The sequence below is a fragment of the Pantoea sp. B623 genome, assembly GCF_024814475.1.
GTDB lineage: Bacteria > Pseudomonadota > Gammaproteobacteria > Enterobacterales > Enterobacteriaceae > Pantoea > Pantoea ananatis.
In genome coordinates this window covers 2,250,229-2,265,903 of the sequence record NZ_JANUXM010000004.1, presented here as the reverse complement: position 1 = coordinate 2,265,903, position 15,675 = coordinate 2,250,229, and the positions used below count along the sequence as shown (strand labels likewise).

Here is a 15,675-nt window from a genome sequence, read left to right as displayed (position 1 = left end):
CATTATGGCGATGACCTTAACACCTGTAATGACCGCCGGTATTGAAACGGCGTTAAACCGCATACTGTATCGCGATCGTAGCCTGAAAAGCGCGCGTCAGCGCCTGGTCGGCAAGGTGCTGATGCTGCGTTTAAGTGAGCTATCCTGGCCGCTGGTGCTGGTGTTCAGTGAACAGCAGCTTGACGTGCTCAGTGACTGGCAGGACAGCAGTGACTGCACGGTCATTACCCAGCTTAAGTCCCTGCCAAAGTTACGCGATCGCCAGCAGCTGACGACCTTGATTCGTAGCGGTGAGCTGCAGGTTGAAGGTGACTTGCAGGTGGTTCAGCAGTTTTCTGCGCTGATGGATTTGGCCGAGCTGGATCCCGCTGAATACCTTGCTCCCTGGATCGGTGATATCGCCGCTCAGGGGATGAGCCAGGGCGCGCAGCGTGCATGGCGTTTTTTCAAAGCAGAAACGCAACGGCGTCAGGACTATCTTGGTCAGGCATTAACCGAAGAGTGGCGGGTTGCGCCGGGCGCCCTGGAATTTGCCTGGTTCTCTGAGGAGGTTAGCGCGATGGAACGTTCGCTTGAGGCGCTTGATGCGCGTCTGGCACAGCTGGAGGCGAAATGAGTTTTGGAGAGATCCGCCGGTTATATTTTATTATTAAGGTGTTTTTGACTTACGGCCTTGATGAACTGATTCCGCAGATGCGCCTGACTCTTCCGCTCAGGCTATGGCGACGCTGCATTTTCTGGATCCCCAACCAGCACAAGCAAGAACTCCTTGGCGTGCGTTTGCGTATGGCGATGGAGCAGTTAGGCCCGGTCTGGATCAAGTTTGGTCAGATGCTGTCGACGCGCCGTGACCTGTTTCCCCCGGTGATTGCCGATGAGCTGGCTGTCCTGCAGGACCGCGTTGCCCCCTTCGATGGCGTTAAAGCGAAAGCGCAGATCGAAGCCTCAATGGGCGCACCGATTGAATCCTGGTTTGATGACTTCAATATCATTCCACTGGCCTCAGCCTCTATCGCTCAGGTACATACCGCAACCCTGAAATCCAATGGCAAGAACGTCGTTATCAAGGTAATCCGCCCGGATATCCTGCCGGTCATCAAAGCGGACATGAAACTCATCTACCGCATTGCCCGCTGGGTGCCACGATTGCTGCCGGATGGCCGCCGTCTGCGCCCGGTTGAAGTGGTACGGGATTATGAGAAGACCCTGCTTGATGAATTAAACCTGTTGCGTGAAGCCGCCAATGCCATTCAGCTTCGCCGCAACTTTGAAAACAGCCGCATGCTGTATGTGCCAGAGGTCTATTCGGACTATTGCAGTGAATCCATGATGGTAATGGAGCGCATTTACGGCATTCCCATTTCTGATGTGGCGACGCTGGAGCAGCACGGCGTCAACATGAAGCTGTTAGCAGAACGCGGTGTGCAGGTATTCTTTACCCAGGTTTTCCGCGACAGCTTCTTTCATGCCGACATGCATCCGGGCAATATCTTTGTCAGTTACGATCATCCTGAAGATCCTCAGTATATCGGCATTGACTGCGGTATCGTCGGTTCGCTGAATAAAGAAGATAAGCGCTATCTGGCCGAGAACTTTATTGCCTTCTTCAATCGCGATTACCGCAAAGTGGCGGAACTGCATGTCGATTCGGGCTGGGTGCCTGCCGATACCAACGTTGAAGACTTTGAGTTCGCTATCCGTACCGTATGCGAGCCCATTTTTGAGAAACCGCTGGCAGAAATTTCGTTTGGGCATGTGCTGCTGAACCTGTTTAACACGGCGCGTCGCTTCAATATGGAAGTCCAGCCGCAGCTGGTGCTGTTGCAAAAAACCTTGCTTTACGTTGAAGGCATCGGTCGCCAGCTCTATCCACAACTGGACCTTTGGAAAACGGCAAAACCCTTCCTTGAGGACTGGATTAAGGATCAAATTGGGATTCCGGCGATTATCCGTGCGGTAAAGGAAAAAGCCCCTTACTGGGCAGAAAAACTGCCAGAACTGCCAGAATTGTTTTACGACAGTATGCGGCAGCATAAGCAATTACGCCTCAGCGTGGATAAACTCGCGAACGATTTAAGTGTCCAACGTTCACGTCAGCAGCAGGCGCGTTACCTGTTTGGCGTAGGCGCGACGCTGTTGATTAGCGGAACGGCGGTGCTCCTCAGCAGGCCTGAGTGGGACCTGTTTCCAGCGGCATTAATGGCGGCGGGCTTTGTCAGTTGGTTAATCGGCTGGCGTAAGACAAACTGATTGTCACCTGCGCCAGAAACGCGGTAATGTCGCTGATTCGGACCCGAATAAACACGGGTTTCGTGGTGCATGACCCCGCAGTTTTTAACAATAAAATCGAGGCTATCTCATGGGCGGTATTAGTATTTGGCAGTTGTTAATTATTGCCGTGATTGTGGTTCTTCTGTTCGGTACCAACAAATTACGTAATCTGGGTTCGGATTTGGGTTCTTCTATCCGTGGGTTTAAGAAAGCCATGAGCGACGAAGACGATAAAAAGGATCAACCGAAAGAGCAGGATGCTGATTTCCATGCCAAAACGCTGGCGGATAAACAGCCAACGTCGGCTCAGAAAGATGACGTCAAGAACGACAAGCAGGTGTAAGCCGTGTTCGATATTGGTTTTGGTGAATTGGTATTGGTGTTCGTGATCGGGCTGATCGTTCTTGGCCCGCAACGTCTGCCCCTTGCGGTAAAAACGGTCATGGGCTGGATCAGAGCGATCCGCTCGCTGGCCGCCAATGTCCAGAGTGAGCTGGCGCAAGAACTCAAGCTTCAGGAGCTGCAAGACAGCCTGAAAAAGGTGGAAGAAGCCGGCCGGGGCACGCTGTCCCCCGAGCTTAAGGAATCCATGGAAGAGCTGCGGAAAACGGCTGATTCAATGAAACGCTCGGTCAAGCAGAGCATTGATATTGAAAGAGACGAAGACGAAGCCAATACCATCCATTCTCCTCATCCTGCATCGACCACCGAAACACTGCACCCCGTTACCCCTGCCGCCAGCGAACATCAGGCGCAGGCACCTGTGCAGGCTCCGCTGGCGACGTCTGAACCTGCGGCTTCTCAACCGGCCGACAGCCGCGTTGAGCCCTCCCCGGTTCAGCCGCGACCTGCCTCAGGGCATGCCAGTGCACCGGCACAGTCGCCCGCTCATGCCGATGCGCAAACCGCGGCTAAGCCCGTTAGCGCTGTGCCGTCGGCAGGTTCAGTTTCTACTCCTTCTGCAAGTGATGAGCGATAATGGCCGTTGAAGATACCCAACCCCTGATCAGCCATTTGATTGAGCTGCGTAAGCGTCTGCTGAACTGTATTGTTGCCGTGTTAGTCATCTTTCTGGCGCTGATTTACTTTGCCAATGATATCTACCATGCGGTGGCGTCGCCGCTCATTAATCAGATGCCCGCGGGCGCCAGCATGATCGCCACGGATGTCGCGTCACCGTTTTTTACCCCGATCAAGCTGACCATGATCGTATCGGTATTCCTTGCCGTTCCGGTTATCCTCTACCAGGTCTGGGCCTTTGTCGCGCCAGCCCTCTATCGCCACGAACGCAAGTTGGTCATGCCGTTGCTGTTCTCCAGTACGTTGCTGTTTTACGTGGGCGTCGCTTTTGCTTACTTCATCGTCTTTCCGCTGGCCTTTGGTTTTTTCGCCAAAACCGCGCCCCAGGGCGTCACTATTGCAACGGACATTACCAACTATCTTGATTTCGTGATGACGCTGTTCATGGCCTTTGGCGTGGCATTTGAAGTGCCGGTCGCGATTGTGCTGCTCTGCTGGACGGGCATTACCAACCCCGATGATTTGAAAAAGAAACGCCCCTATATTCTGGTTGGCGCGTTCGTTGTTGGGATGCTGCTCACACCACCAGACGTTTTTTCCCAAACTTTGCTCGCTATTCCGATGTACTGCCTGTTTGAAGTCGGCGTATTCTTCTCACGTTACTATGTGGGAAAAGGCCGCCAGGCAGAGGATGAGGAACATAACGCCGATTCCTGATGTCTGATTGGGCACAACCCGCAAGGCGGGAGAGGAAAGTCAAAAACCGCCGCCAGGCGGTTTTTGTTTAGGGTGTTATTGATAAAGAGTGGAAAAAATATGTTTGATATCGGTGTAAACCTGACCAGCACGCAGTTCGCCTCCGATCGGGAAAAGGTGATCTCACGCGCGCGCGAAGCGGGCGTCACCGGCATGTTGATTACCGGCACCAACGCACTTGAAAGTCAGCAGGCGCAGAAACTGGCTGAGGCCCATCAGGATTATTGTTGGTCAACCGCTGGCGTGCATCCCCATCATGCCAGCGAATGGTCAGCGGACGTTGCTAACACGCTGCGCCGCCTGGCAGAGAAAAAAGACGTAGTGGCAATAGGTGAATGCGGTCTGGATTTTAATCGTAACCTGTCCGCTCACCAGCAGCAGGAGTATGCGTTTGACGCTCAGTTGGCACTGGCGGCAGAGCTTAATATGCCGGTGTTTCTTCACTGCCGGGAAGCCCACGAGCGCTTTGCGGCAGTTCTTGAACCCTGGCTGCCCAAATTGCCTGCTGCAGTGATTCACTGCTTTACCGGCACGCGCGAGGAGCTGACCGCTTGCCTGGACATGGGGCTGTCGGTAGGTATTACGGGCTGGGTATGCGATGAGCGTCGAGGTATCGCGTTGCGTGAGATGCTGCCACTGATTCCGGCAGAGCGGTTATTACTGGAAACGGATGCACCTTACCTTCTGCCGCGTGATATGCGTCCCCGTCCCACGTCGAGACGAAATGAACCCTGCTTCTTGCCGCATATCCTGCAGCAGGTCGCAAACTGGCGCGGGGAGAATGTCGAGATGCTAACACGTCAGGTGGATCACAATGCGCGTAAGCTGTTCGGGCTGATTTAGGCTTTACGGAACTGCCGGTTATCCACGCTGCGTACGACCTGCTTGTTGAGCAGATTCAGCAACAGAATTGAGCGTGCTTCGCCATCCGGTTCAGAGAATATCGCACGCAAGCCCTCGAACGTGCCTTCGGTGATGATCACTTCATCACCGTTTTGCGGCGTTTCGGGATCGAGCAACGTCTGGGGGACGTCGGTTTGCAAGGCATCAATCACCAGGGCGGGCACGGTTGCCGGTGTTGTACCAAAGCGCACAAAATGGCTGACGCCACGCGTACTGCTTATGGTCGTGGTATGAATGGCTTCCGGATCAAATTCGATAAATAGATAGTTTGGAAACAGCGGCTCACTCACGGTCGTCCGCTTACCGCGCACGATCTTCTCCATCGCGATCATTGGACTCAGGCATTTTACCTCTTGCCGCTCAAGATGCTCTTTCGCACGCAATAGCTGCCCACGTTTGCAATAGAGTAAATACCAGGATTCCATAACTGCTCCCAATGAATGGACGCTAAGAATAGCAAACCTCCAGCCAGAGTTATAGCGCATTGGGGCCTGTAACGCGGCGTTGCCTGGAAAATAAACTAAGATTGTTCTGAATGATCAGTGCCACCGCATAAAGTGAGTAAACGTGAGTCATTCGCAACCCACGGGGCAATAACGATCGCCGTACCCAGCCTGACCGTTGTAAGTTACAGGCCAGGTAAAAGATGGGGCGCATAAAGCTCAACACATCCCCACAATCAGCCCTATAATGGCCCATTCACTCTGGCCGGAAAGTTGAAGCCGCATGAAATATCAGGATTTAAGAGACTTTATTGCGCTGCTTGAACAGCGTGGTGAACTTAAGCGTATATCGCACGAGATCGACCCCGAACTGGAAATGACGGAAATTGCTGACCGCACCTTACGTGCAGGCGGCCCGGCATTATTGTTTGAGAACCCTAAGGGTTACGACATGCCCGTTCTGTGCAACCTGTTTGGCACGCCAAAGCGCGTGGCGATGGGTATGGGGCAGGAAGAGGTCAGCGCACTGCGAGAAGTGGGCGAACTGCTGGCCTTTCTCAAAGAACCCGAGCCGCCAAAAGGCTTCCGTGACCTGTTCAGCAAAATGCCGCAGTTTAAGCAGGTGCTGAATATGCCCACCAAAAGGTTGCGCAATGCACCCTGTCAGGAAGAGGTCTTCAGCGGCGACGAGGTCGATCTAACGCGGATTCCGGTCATGAAATGCTGGCCAGGCGATGCAGCACCCTTAATTACCTGGGGGCTCACGGTAACCCGCGGTCCGCATAAAGAGCGACAAAACCTGGGCATTTATCGCCAGCAGGTGATTGGTAAAAACCGTCTTATCATGCGCTGGCTTTCTCATCGCGGCGGGGCACTTGATTATCTGGAGTGGACGAAAGCCCATCCTGGCGAGCGTTTCCCGGTATCTGTTGCGCTGGGTGCCGATCCGGCGACAATTCTTGGCGCGGTGACCCCGGTACCGGACACGCTGTCAGAATATGCCTTTGCGGGCCTGCTGCGGGGGAATAAAACCGAAGTGGTCAAATGTATTTCCAACGATCTGGAAGTGCCTGCCAGCGCGGAAATCGTGCTGGAAGGCTACATTGAACCCGGCGATATGGCCCCGGAAGGCCCCTATGGCGACCATACGGGCTACTATAATGAAGTCGATAGCTTCCCGGTTTTTACCGTAACGCATATTACTCAGCGGCATCAGCCTATTTATCACTCGACCTACACCGGACGTCCGCCAGATGAGCCAGCTGTCCTTGGCGTGGCGTTAAATGAAGTGCTGGTGCCGATTCTGATTAAGCAGTTCCCGGAAATCGTCGACTTTTATTTACCACCCGAAGGATGCTCCTACCGGCTGGCGGTCGTCACGATTAAAAAACAGTATGCCGGTCATGCCAAGCGCGTAATGTTTGGCGTTTGGTCGTTTCTTAGACAGTTCATGTACACCAAATTTGTTATTGTGTGTGACGACGATGTTAATGCCCGTGACTGGAACGACGTCATCTGGGCAATTACTACGCGTATGGACCCGGCGCGCGATACCGTATTGGTAGAAAACACGCCAATCGATTATCTTGATTTTGCGTCACCGGTGTCAGGACTGGGTTCTAAAATGGGCCTGGATGCGACGAATAAATGGCCGGGCGAGACACAACGAGAGTGGGGCACGCCGATTGTTAAAGATCCGGCAGTCACTGCGCGTATCGACGCTATCTGGGATGACCTCGGTATTTTTAAACAGCCATCACAGCGTTGATGGCGCGCAATAACCATAAAGACGACCCGACAGAGGGAACGCATGACAACGTTAAGCTGTAAAGTAACTTCAGTTGAAGCGATTACCGACACGGTGTATCGCGTTCGCCTGATTCCGGAAGCGGAATTTAGCTTTCGTGCAGGACAGTATCTTATGGTAGTGATGGATGAGCGCGATAAGCGTCCGTTTTCTGTAGCCTCTACGCCAATGGAAACCGAAATCATTGAGCTGCATATCGGCGCGTCGGAGCTTAACCTGTATGCGATGGCCGTGATGGATCGCATCCAGCAAGACGGGCAAATCGTTGTTGATATTCCCCACGGCGACGCATGGTTGCGCGAAGAGAGTGATAAACCGTTAATCCTGATTGCGGGCGGCACGGGCTTTTCCTATGCGCGCTCCATCTTACTGACTGCGCTTGCTCAACAGCCTGATCGCGACATTGCGATTTACTGGGGCGGCCGTGAGCTGAAACACCTGTACGATATGGATGAACTGGACGCGCTGGCCATTAAGCATCCTAATCTCAAAGTGATTCCGGTAGTAGAACAGCCTGAAGCAGGCTGGCAGGGTCGTTCTGGCACCGTATTAACGGCCGTCATGCAGGACTTTACTACGCTGAGTGAGCATGAGATTTATATCGCCGGGCGCTTTGAAATGGCAAAAATTGCGCGCGATCGCTTCTGTTCTGAGCGTGGCGCAGTGGAATCACAGATGTATGGCGATGCCTTTGCCTTTATCTGATTTCATTTAGCAAGAAAAAACCCGCCCCTGACAGGCGGGTAAATCCCACAATAACGTCCCAACGTATCAAACGCGTTCGATAACGGTGGCGATGCCCTGACCCAGGCCAATACACATTGACGCCAGACCAAACTGCGCATCGCGGCGTTCCATAATATTCAGCAACGTCGTACTGATGCGTGCGCCTGAACATCCCAGTGGATGACCCAATGCGATGGCGCCGCCATTTAAGTTCACCTTCTCATCCAGTTTGTCTGACAGGCCCAAATCCTTAATGCAGGGCAGAACCTGCGCTGCAAAGGCTTCGTTAAGCTCGAAGATGTCAATGTCGTCAACGCGCAGCCCAGCGCGCTTCAGCGCCAGCTTGCTGGCGGGCACCGGACCGTAGCCCATGATTGAGGGATCGCAGCCCACCACCGCCATACTTTTAATACGGGCGCGTGGTTTTAGCCCCAGCTCCCGTGCGCGGCTTTCACTCATAATCAGCATGGCGGCTGCCCCATCTGACAGGGCTGAGGATGTGCCTGCGGTCACCGTCCCGGTCACGGGATCAAATGCAGGTCGCAGTGCCGCAAGGCCTTCCAGGCTGGTATCTTCACGGATCACTTCATCAAAGTCATAGCGTTTCAGCACGCCGTCGGCGTCGTGGCCGTGTATCGCAACAATTTCATTTGCGAAATCGCCGCGCTGTGTCGCCTGCCAGGCACGTTGATGGGAGCGCAAAGCGAATGCATCCTGCTGCTCGCGGCTAATGTGGTGCATGCGCGCCAGCATCTCTGCGGTTAATCCCATCATTCCTGCCGCTTTCGCAACGGTACGCCCTAAGCCGGGATGAAAATCAACGCCATGGTTCATGGGGACATGTCCCATGTGCTCCACACCACCGATCAAACAGGCATGTGCATCTCCCACCATAATGGCGCGTGCGGCATCGTGTAGGGCCTGCATTGAGGATCCACACAGACGGTTGACCGTTGTGGCGGGTACGACATGCGGGATTTCGGCCAGCAGCGCGGCGTTGCGGGCAATATTAAAGCCTTGCTCCAGCGTTTGCTGTACGCAGCCCCAGACGATGTCATCCAGGGTGGCAGCATTGACTGCCGGATGCCGACTTAACAGTTCACGCATAAGGTGCGCTGACAGGTCTTCAGCACGAACGTGACGAAAGGCACCGCCTTTCGAGCGGCCCATTGGCGTGCGCACTGCGTCAATAATGACTACATTTTCCATTTTTTATCACCTCAGGCGCTTCTGAACGCGGCTTCATCAATCGGTTTGACGGCGGGGTACCAGCTTTCATGTTGGCGCGCTTTTTCTGACAGCAGGACAGGCAGCTCATACAGGCCGCCCAGTGCCGTATAGCGTTTCGCCTGATCCACGACATTACTGTTCCCCAGCGTGTCGAGATAACGGAAAGCCCCGCCACGGAATGGCGGGAATCCCAGGCCGTACACCAGCGCCATGTCTGCCTCGGCAGGTGAAGCAATAATCTTCTCTTCCAGACAGCGGACAACTTCATTCAGCATTGGCAACATCATGCGGTTCAGGATTTCTTCATCACTGAAGATCCGCTTAGGCTGGCAGGCAGGTTCAAGCAGCGCATCGACCTCGGGATCAGAGACTTTTTTAGGTTTCCCTTTTTTGTCTTCTTCCCAACGCCAGAAGCCTTTACCGTTTTTCTGACCAAAGCGTTTTGCTTCAAACAGAATATCGATAGCATCGCGATAGTCTTTTTTCATACGCTGTGGGAAACCATCCGCCATCACGCTTTGCGCATGATGTGCGGTATCAATCCCCACGACATCCAGCAGCCAGGAAGGGCCCATCGGCCAGCCAAACTGTTTTTCCATCACTTTATCGATTTGGCGGAAATCCGCACCATCACGCAACAACATGCCGAACGCGGCAAAGTAAGGGAACAGAACACGGTTTACGAAGAAGCCAGGACAGTCATTCACCACGACAGGGGTTTTGCCCATCTTGCTGGCCCATGCCACGACTTTACCCAACGTCGCTTCACTGGTTTTCTCTCCGCGAACCACTTCTACCAGCGGCATACGGGGAACCGGATTAAAGAAGTGCATACCGCAAAAGTTTTCGGGACGCTGCAGTGCCTGCGCCAGCTGGCTGATGGGGATCGTAGAGGTATTCGAGGCCAGGATGGCATCACTGCGCATATGCTTTTCTGTTTCAGCCAGCACACTGGCTTTGATCTGTGGATTTTCGACCACGGCTTCGACCACGACATCGGCCTGATCAAATCCGGCATAATCCAGCGTGGGTTGAATGGTGGCAATGACGGCAGCCAGCTTATTCCCGTCTATTTTACCTCGCTCCAGCTGCTTGTTCAGAAGCTTACTGGCTTCGTTCATGCCCAGGGTCAGCGCCTGCGGATGAATATCCTTCATCTTGACCGGCACACCTTTCCACGCCGACTGATAGCTGATGCCGCCACCCATAATCCCGGCGCCCAGCACGGCAGCCTGCTTCGGCGCACCATTTTCGCTGCTGCGTTTTTTTGCCAGCCCTTTAATGTACTGATCGTTGAGGAAAATTCCGACGAGCGCGCGAGCCACATCCGATTGCGCCAACGGAACAAACGCCGCCGTTTCCAGTTTTAACGCATCGTCACGTCCTAATGCGGCTGCGGCCTCGATCGTCTTCACGGCGGTGAGCGGCGCAGGATAATGTTTTCCGGCCGTTTGCATGACCATGCCTTTAGCGATTGTAAAGCTCATTGCGGCCTCGACAGGGCTCAGCTTTAACGGGGCTAATTTAGGGGCGCGACGTGCCCGCCAACTGCCATCACTGGCTGCCGCTTTAAGCATCGTCAGCGCTGCATCGCGCAGTTTATCAGGGCTGACAACTGCATCGACCAGACCCAGCCTGAGCGCAGCCATACCATCAATATCTTTACCTGCCGCAATGATTTCCAGCGCGCTGTCAGCACCCAACAGGCGAGGCAGGCGAACGCTGCCGCCAAAACCCGGCATGATGCCCAGCTTGGTTTCAGGTAAGCCCAGGCGGGCGGTCGGCGTGGCAACCCGTAAGTCCGTCGCCAGAACACATTCACAGCCACCCCCCAGCGCGTAGCCATCGATCGCGGCGATGGTGGGAACGGGTAAATCTTCCAGACGATTAAAAATACTGTTTGCGAAGGTCAGCCACTGGCTCAGCTTTTCCGTTGGCGCGTCAAAAAGCGCAAGGAATTCGGTGATGTCAGCCCCAACGATAAAGGCGGGTTTAGCTGAGCTCAGAAGCACGCCGCGCAGATCGGCGTGTTGCTCCAGCACAGCAATCGCTTCGCCGAGGCTGGCAACGGTTTGTGTATCCAGCTTATTAACGGAGCCGGGGGCATCAAACACCAGCTCGACAATGCCGTCGTCCAACTGATTAAGAGTGAGGTTAGCGCCTTGGTAGAGCATGTACGTCTCCTGAAACCGCGAAAGGTGATCTGGTCATACCAGATGATCGTGAGTTTGGGAGCGATGTTAATTTTTTGCAAACAGCTCTTTGTTTATTTGCTAACAAGATCACAGCCGCCCTGAACCCGGCATCCGTATTTCGGCTGTGATAAACTGCGGCTTTTCCGGACACTGGAGAGGCGGCAATGGATTCATTAAAAAGCTTGTATCACGCGCATATTACGACCTTGCAACAACGTGCTCAGCAGGTATTGGCACGTCATAAACTGGATGCCATGCTGATCCATTCCGGCGAGTTGCTCACCGTGTTTCTGGACGATCATACTTATCCGTTTAAGGTTAACCCGCAATTTAAGGCATGGGTGCCCGTAACCCAGGTGCCAAACTGTTGGTTGTGGATTGACGGTGTGAACAAACCGAAGTTGTGGTTTTACTCTCCGGTGGACTACTGGCATAACGTTGAACCACTTCCGCACAGTTTCTGGACCGATGACGTTGAGATTATCGGCCTGGCAAACGCGAATGCCATCGGCGATCTTCTGCCAGCCCAACGTGAAAACGTCGCCTACATTGGCCCGGTGATCGAACGTGCGGCGCAATTAGGGATTAAGGCGGGAAATATTAATCCAAAAGGCGTGATCGATTTCCTGCATTACCATCGCAGCATAAAAACCGATTACGAGCTCAGCTGTATGCGTCAGGCGCAAAAAATTGCCGTGGCCGGGCATCGTGCGGCGAAAGAGGCCTTTTCTGCCGGCCTGAGTGAATTTGATATCAATCAGGCTTACCTGACGGCAACCGGACATCGCGATACCGATGTGCCCTATGGCAATATTATCGCCCTGAATGAGCATGCCGCCGTGTTGCACTACACCAAACTGGACCATCAGCCACCGGCTAAGCGTTACAGTTTTTTGATTGATGCCGGAGCGGAATATCAAGGCTATGCCGCCGATCTGACGCGCAGTTATGCCGCACAAAGCGGCACGCTGTATGCCAAAATGGTTGAAGCGATGAATACGGAAGAGCTGGCGTTGATTGCTACGCTGAAAGCGGGCGTGCGCTACACCGATTATCATCTGCAAATGCATCAACGTATTGCGAAATTGCTGACGAAGTTTGATTTGGTCCACGGGATAAGCGAAGAGGCGCTGGTAGCCGAGGATTTGACCGGCCCCTTTATGCCACACGGTTTAGGCCACCCGCTGGGCTTGCAGGTCCACGATGTCGCGGGCTTTATGCAGGATGAAACCGGTACGCACCTGGCCGCGCCAGAGCAATATCCTTATCTGCGCTGCACCCGGGTTATCCAGCCTGGGATGGTGTTAACCATTGAGCCAGGCTTCTATATTATTGATTCACTGCTGGCCCCGCTGCGAGAAGGCAAATTCAGCGCGCATTTTAACTGGCAGGCACTGGATGCGCTTAAGCCTTATGGCGGTATCCGCATTGAGGACAACGTGATTATCCATGCGAACCGCGTCGAAAACATGACGCGCGACCTGCATCTTGCCTGATGGAGGCGTTTGATATTCCTGCGCAGGCGCTCAGCGTCAGCGAGGAGACGATCAAAAAAAGCCGGTTTATTACGCTGCTGGCTCACACCTGTGGCGTGGACGCGGCGCGGGCTTTTGTCCAGCAGGTAAAGCAGGATCATCCCACTGCCCGGCATCATTGCTGGGCCTGGGTAGCGGGTGCGCCCAACGACTCACAGCAGTTGGGCTTTTCCGATGACGGTGAGCCTTCCGGGACGGCAGGTAAACCCATGCTCGCGCAGTTAATGGGTGCCGATATCGGAGAAATTACGGCAGTGGTCGTGCGCTACTACGGCGGCATTATGTTGGGGACGGGGGGCCTGGTTAAGGCTTATGGCGGCGGTGTCCAACAAGGGTTGAAACAGCTTGAGCGCCAGCGAAAAGTTCCGGTAAAACTGTTCACGTTACAGTGCGATTACGCCCAGTTGAGCGATATTGAGCGCCTGGTGCAGCGCTTTGAAGGGAGCATTTCTGAAAGTCAGTATCTTGACCGTATCACTATGACGCTGGCATTGCCTTATGGACATATTGATGGATTTAAGCAAAACCTGTCAGACTTCAGCCGGGGTGCGTTAACGCTTCTTCCGCTTACACCATGATGTTCTTCTCTTTAATTAAAGGAACGGCTTAATGCACTTTCGCGCCATTACCCGCATTGTCGGTCTGCTGGTGATCCTCTTCTCGGTAACGATGATTTTACCCGGCCTCGTTGCGCTGATTTATCGGGATGGCGCGGGCCGCGCCTTCAGCCAGACGTTTATGATGGCCTTGGTGATTGGTTCGTTATTGTGGTGGCCAAACCGCAAGAAGAAAACGGAACTCAAGCCGCGCGAAGGGTTTCTGATAGTCGTATTGTTCTGGACCGTGCTGGGCAGCGTCGGTGCCATGCCCTTTATCTTTGCTGAACAGCCGCACCTGTCCGTTACGGACGCGTTTTTTGAATCCTTTTCCGGATTAACTACCACGGGCGCGACCACGCTGGTGGGGCTGGACTCCTTGCCTAAAGCCATTTTGTTCTATCGTCAGATGCTGCAGTGGCTTGGCGGCATGGGGATCATTGTGCTGGCCGTGGCTATCCTGCCGATTCTGGGCGTCGGTGGCATGCAGTTGTATCGTGCTGAAATGCCTGGCCCATTGAAAGACAACAAAATGCGCCCGCGCATTGCGGAAACGGCCAAGACGCTCTGGCTCATCTATGTGTTGCTGACGATTGCCTGCGCGCTGGCCCTGTGGTTTGCCGGGATGCCTGCCTTTGATGCAATCGGCCACAGTTTTTCCACTATCGCCATTGGCGGTTTTTCAACGCATGATGCCAGTATCGGCTATTTCCAGAGTGGAACGATCAACACCATCGTGGCGGTGTTCCTGCTGATCTCCGGTTGTAACTACGGCCTACACTTCTCATTACTCAGCAACCGCAATCTGCGAGCCTACTGGCGCGATCCCGAGTTCCGGATGTTTATCGGGGTGCAGCTGACGCTGGTGCTGATTTGCACCATCGTCTTGTGGCTCCACAATGTGTATGACAGTGGCTGGCAAACGCTGAACCAGGCCTTTTTCCAGGTGGTATCCATGGCAACCACTGCGGGATTCACCACGGACAGTATTGCGCGCTGGCCGCTGTTTCTACCGGTGTTGCTGTTGTGTTCTGCATTTATTGGCGGCTGTGCGGGTTCTACCGGCGGCGGTTTAAAAGTGATTCGTATTCTGCTGCTGTGCAAACAGGGTAACCGTGAGCTTAAGCGGCTTGTCCATCCCAATGCGGTTTACACCATCAAACTGGGCAATCGTGCGCTGCCGGAACGTATCCTCGAAGCCGTATGGGGATTCTTTTCGGCATACGCGTTGGTGTTCCTGATCAGCATGCTGGCCATTATTGCCACCGGCGTTGATGATTTCTCAGCGTTTGCTGCGGTTGCGGCAACGTTAAACAATCTTGGCCCGGGCCTGGGCGTAGTTGCCGATAACTTCACCTCAATGAACGATGTAGCTAAGTGGATTTTGATTTCTACTATGCTGTTTGGTCGCCTTGAGGTTTTCACGTTGCTGGTGTTGTTCACGCCGACCTTCTGGCGGGAATAACGAATAAGGATGAACATAATGAAAGCGTTAATTCTCTTTTCCACCCGCGATGGTCAGACGCAAAAAATAGCCTCGGCTATTGCTGATGAGATTAAGGGCCAGCAATCTTGCGATGTCATCAATATCCAGGATGCAAAGACACTCGACTGGCAGCAGTACGATCGGGTGTTGATTGGTGCTTCAATCCGCTATGGTCATTTCCAGCCTGTCGTAAACGAATTTGTTAAGCACAACCTGCTTGCACTGCAGCAGCGCGTAAGCGGCTTTTTCTCCGTTAACCTGACGGCGCGCAAGCCTGAGAAGCGCTCGCCGGAAACGAATGCTTATACCGTCAAGTTTTTAGCACAGTCGCCCTGGCAGCCTGATTGCTGCGCCGTCTTTGCTGGCGCACTCTATTATCCGCGCTATCGTTGGTTTGACCGGGTCATGATTCAATTCATTATGCGGATGACTGGCGGTGAAACGGATGCATCTAAAGAAGTGGAATACACGGACTGGCAACAGGTGCAGCGTTTTGCCAGGGATTTTGCACAGTTACCAGGCAAATCGTACTGAAATAACGCGATTTGGCGAAATTTGAGACGAACAGTAATCTTTTTGCAATTAACCCTTGTCAGGCCGCGCGAACTCCCTATAATGCGCCTCCATCGACACGGCACAACGGCTTACGGAATGCGGTGTTGAGAGGGTCAGGCAACTGAACCGCCGGAGAAAAACTTCTGAAAAAG

Annotated in this window: 15 protein-coding genes; 12 read left to right on the top strand and 3 right to left on the bottom strand. The window is 53.7% G+C overall.

What is annotated here, in order from left to right:
• Nucleotides 1–10: 10 nt before the first annotated feature.
• The 6 genes from NXS97_RS12310 to tatD all read left to right on the top strand — a co-directional run bounded on the left by NXS97_RS12310 (nucleotide 11) and on the right by tatD (nucleotide 4,890).
• Complete coding sequence (locus tag NXS97_RS12310; protein ID WP_026021046.1) at nucleotides 11–616, top strand: SCP2 domain-containing protein; 606 nt, start codon at nucleotides 11–13, stop codon at nucleotides 614–616.
• Complete coding sequence (gene ubiB, locus NXS97_RS12305) at nucleotides 613–2,250, top strand: ubiquinone biosynthesis regulatory protein kinase UbiB (protein ID WP_014606977.1); 1,638 nt, start codon at nucleotides 613–615, stop codon at nucleotides 2,248–2,250. The genes NXS97_RS12310 and ubiB overlap by 4 nt, the downstream gene beginning before the upstream one ends.
• 109 nt (nucleotides 2,251–2,359) lie before the next feature.
• Nucleotides 2,360–2,614: a Sec-independent protein translocase subunit TatA gene (gene tatA / locus NXS97_RS12300; protein WP_013024098.1), complete on the top strand. Its 255-nt coding sequence runs from the start codon at nucleotides 2,360–2,362 to the stop codon at nucleotides 2,612–2,614.
• Between the two features lie 3 nt (nucleotides 2,615–2,617).
• The gene (tatB, locus tag NXS97_RS12295) at nucleotides 2,618–3,250 is read left to right on the top strand and encodes a Sec-independent protein translocase protein TatB (RefSeq protein WP_029569343.1); all 633 of its coding nucleotides are present in this window, start codon (nucleotides 2,618–2,620) and stop codon (nucleotides 3,248–3,250) included.
• Entirely contained in the window at nucleotides 3,250–4,008 is a 759-nt protein-coding gene (gene tatC / locus NXS97_RS12290) for a Sec-independent protein translocase subunit TatC (protein ID WP_013024100.1), read from the top strand. The genes tatB and tatC overlap by 1 nt, the downstream gene beginning before the upstream one ends.
• Before the next feature lie 99 nt (nucleotides 4,009–4,107).
• Nucleotides 4,108–4,890, top strand: a complete 783-nt coding sequence (gene tatD / locus NXS97_RS12285) for a 3'-5' ssDNA/RNA exonuclease TatD (RefSeq protein WP_014606975.1) — start codon at nucleotides 4,108–4,110, stop codon at nucleotides 4,888–4,890.
• Here tatD and rfaH read toward each other — a convergent pair.
• Nucleotides 4,887–5,375, bottom strand: a complete 489-nt coding sequence (rfaH, locus tag NXS97_RS12280) for a transcription/translation regulatory transformer protein RfaH (protein ID WP_014606974.1) — start codon at nucleotides 5,373–5,375, stop codon at nucleotides 4,887–4,889. The two genes, tatD and rfaH, sit on opposite strands and share 4 nt — an antisense overlap.
• 301 nt (nucleotides 5,376–5,676) lie before the next feature.
• Here rfaH and ubiD point away from each other — a divergent pair, with 301 nt between their 5' ends.
• Nucleotides 5,677–7,161, top strand: coding sequence for a 4-hydroxy-3-polyprenylbenzoate decarboxylase (ubiD, locus tag NXS97_RS12275; protein WP_013024103.1), 1,485 nt, complete (start codon nucleotides 5,677–5,679; stop codon nucleotides 7,159–7,161).
• 42 nt (nucleotides 7,162–7,203) lie between these two features.
• Nucleotides 7,204–7,905, top strand: coding sequence for an NAD(P)H-flavin reductase (gene fre, locus NXS97_RS12270; RefSeq protein ID WP_014595029.1), 702 nt, complete (start codon nucleotides 7,204–7,206; stop codon nucleotides 7,903–7,905).
• A gap of 66 nt (nucleotides 7,906–7,971) precedes the next feature.
• Here the strand turns inward: fre and fadA are convergent, their stop codons facing one another.
• Both fadA and fadB read right to left on the bottom strand, forming a co-directional pair.
• Nucleotides 7,972–9,135 (bottom strand): acetyl-CoA C-acyltransferase FadA, encoded by a 1,164-nt coding sequence (fadA, locus tag NXS97_RS12265; protein WP_105077688.1) that lies wholly within the window; start codon nucleotides 9,133–9,135, stop codon nucleotides 7,972–7,974.
• Between the two features lie 11 nt (nucleotides 9,136–9,146).
• Entirely contained in the window at nucleotides 9,147–11,330 is a 2,184-nt protein-coding gene (gene fadB / locus NXS97_RS12260) for a fatty acid oxidation complex subunit alpha FadB (RefSeq protein WP_072137740.1), read from the bottom strand.
• Nucleotides 11,331–11,515: 185 nt separating this feature from the next.
• On the opposite strand from fadB, the gene pepQ reads away from it, so the two are divergent.
• From pepQ to hemG, 4 genes are read left to right on the top strand one after another with little or no spacing between them, the layout of a single operon-like run.
• Nucleotides 11,516–12,847 (top strand): Xaa-Pro dipeptidase, encoded by a 1,332-nt coding sequence (gene pepQ / locus NXS97_RS12255; protein WP_013024107.1) that lies wholly within the window; start codon nucleotides 11,516–11,518, stop codon nucleotides 12,845–12,847.
• The gene (locus tag NXS97_RS12250) at nucleotides 12,847–13,464 is read left to right on the top strand and encodes an IMPACT family protein (RefSeq protein ID WP_013024108.1); all 618 of its coding nucleotides are present in this window, start codon (nucleotides 12,847–12,849) and stop codon (nucleotides 13,462–13,464) included. The genes pepQ and NXS97_RS12250 overlap by 1 nt, the downstream gene beginning before the upstream one ends.
• Nucleotides 13,465–13,495: 31 nt before the next feature.
• Nucleotides 13,496–14,947 (top strand): Trk system potassium transporter TrkH, encoded by a 1,452-nt coding sequence (gene trkH, locus NXS97_RS12245; protein ID WP_013024109.1) that lies wholly within the window; start codon nucleotides 13,496–13,498, stop codon nucleotides 14,945–14,947.
• Nucleotides 14,948–14,965: 18 nt separating this feature from the next.
• Nucleotides 14,966–15,502, top strand: a complete 537-nt coding sequence (gene hemG, locus NXS97_RS12240) for a menaquinone-dependent protoporphyrinogen IX dehydrogenase (protein ID WP_014606970.1) — start codon at nucleotides 14,966–14,968, stop codon at nucleotides 15,500–15,502.
• The last annotated feature ends 173 nt before the right edge of the window (nucleotides 15,503–15,675 follow it).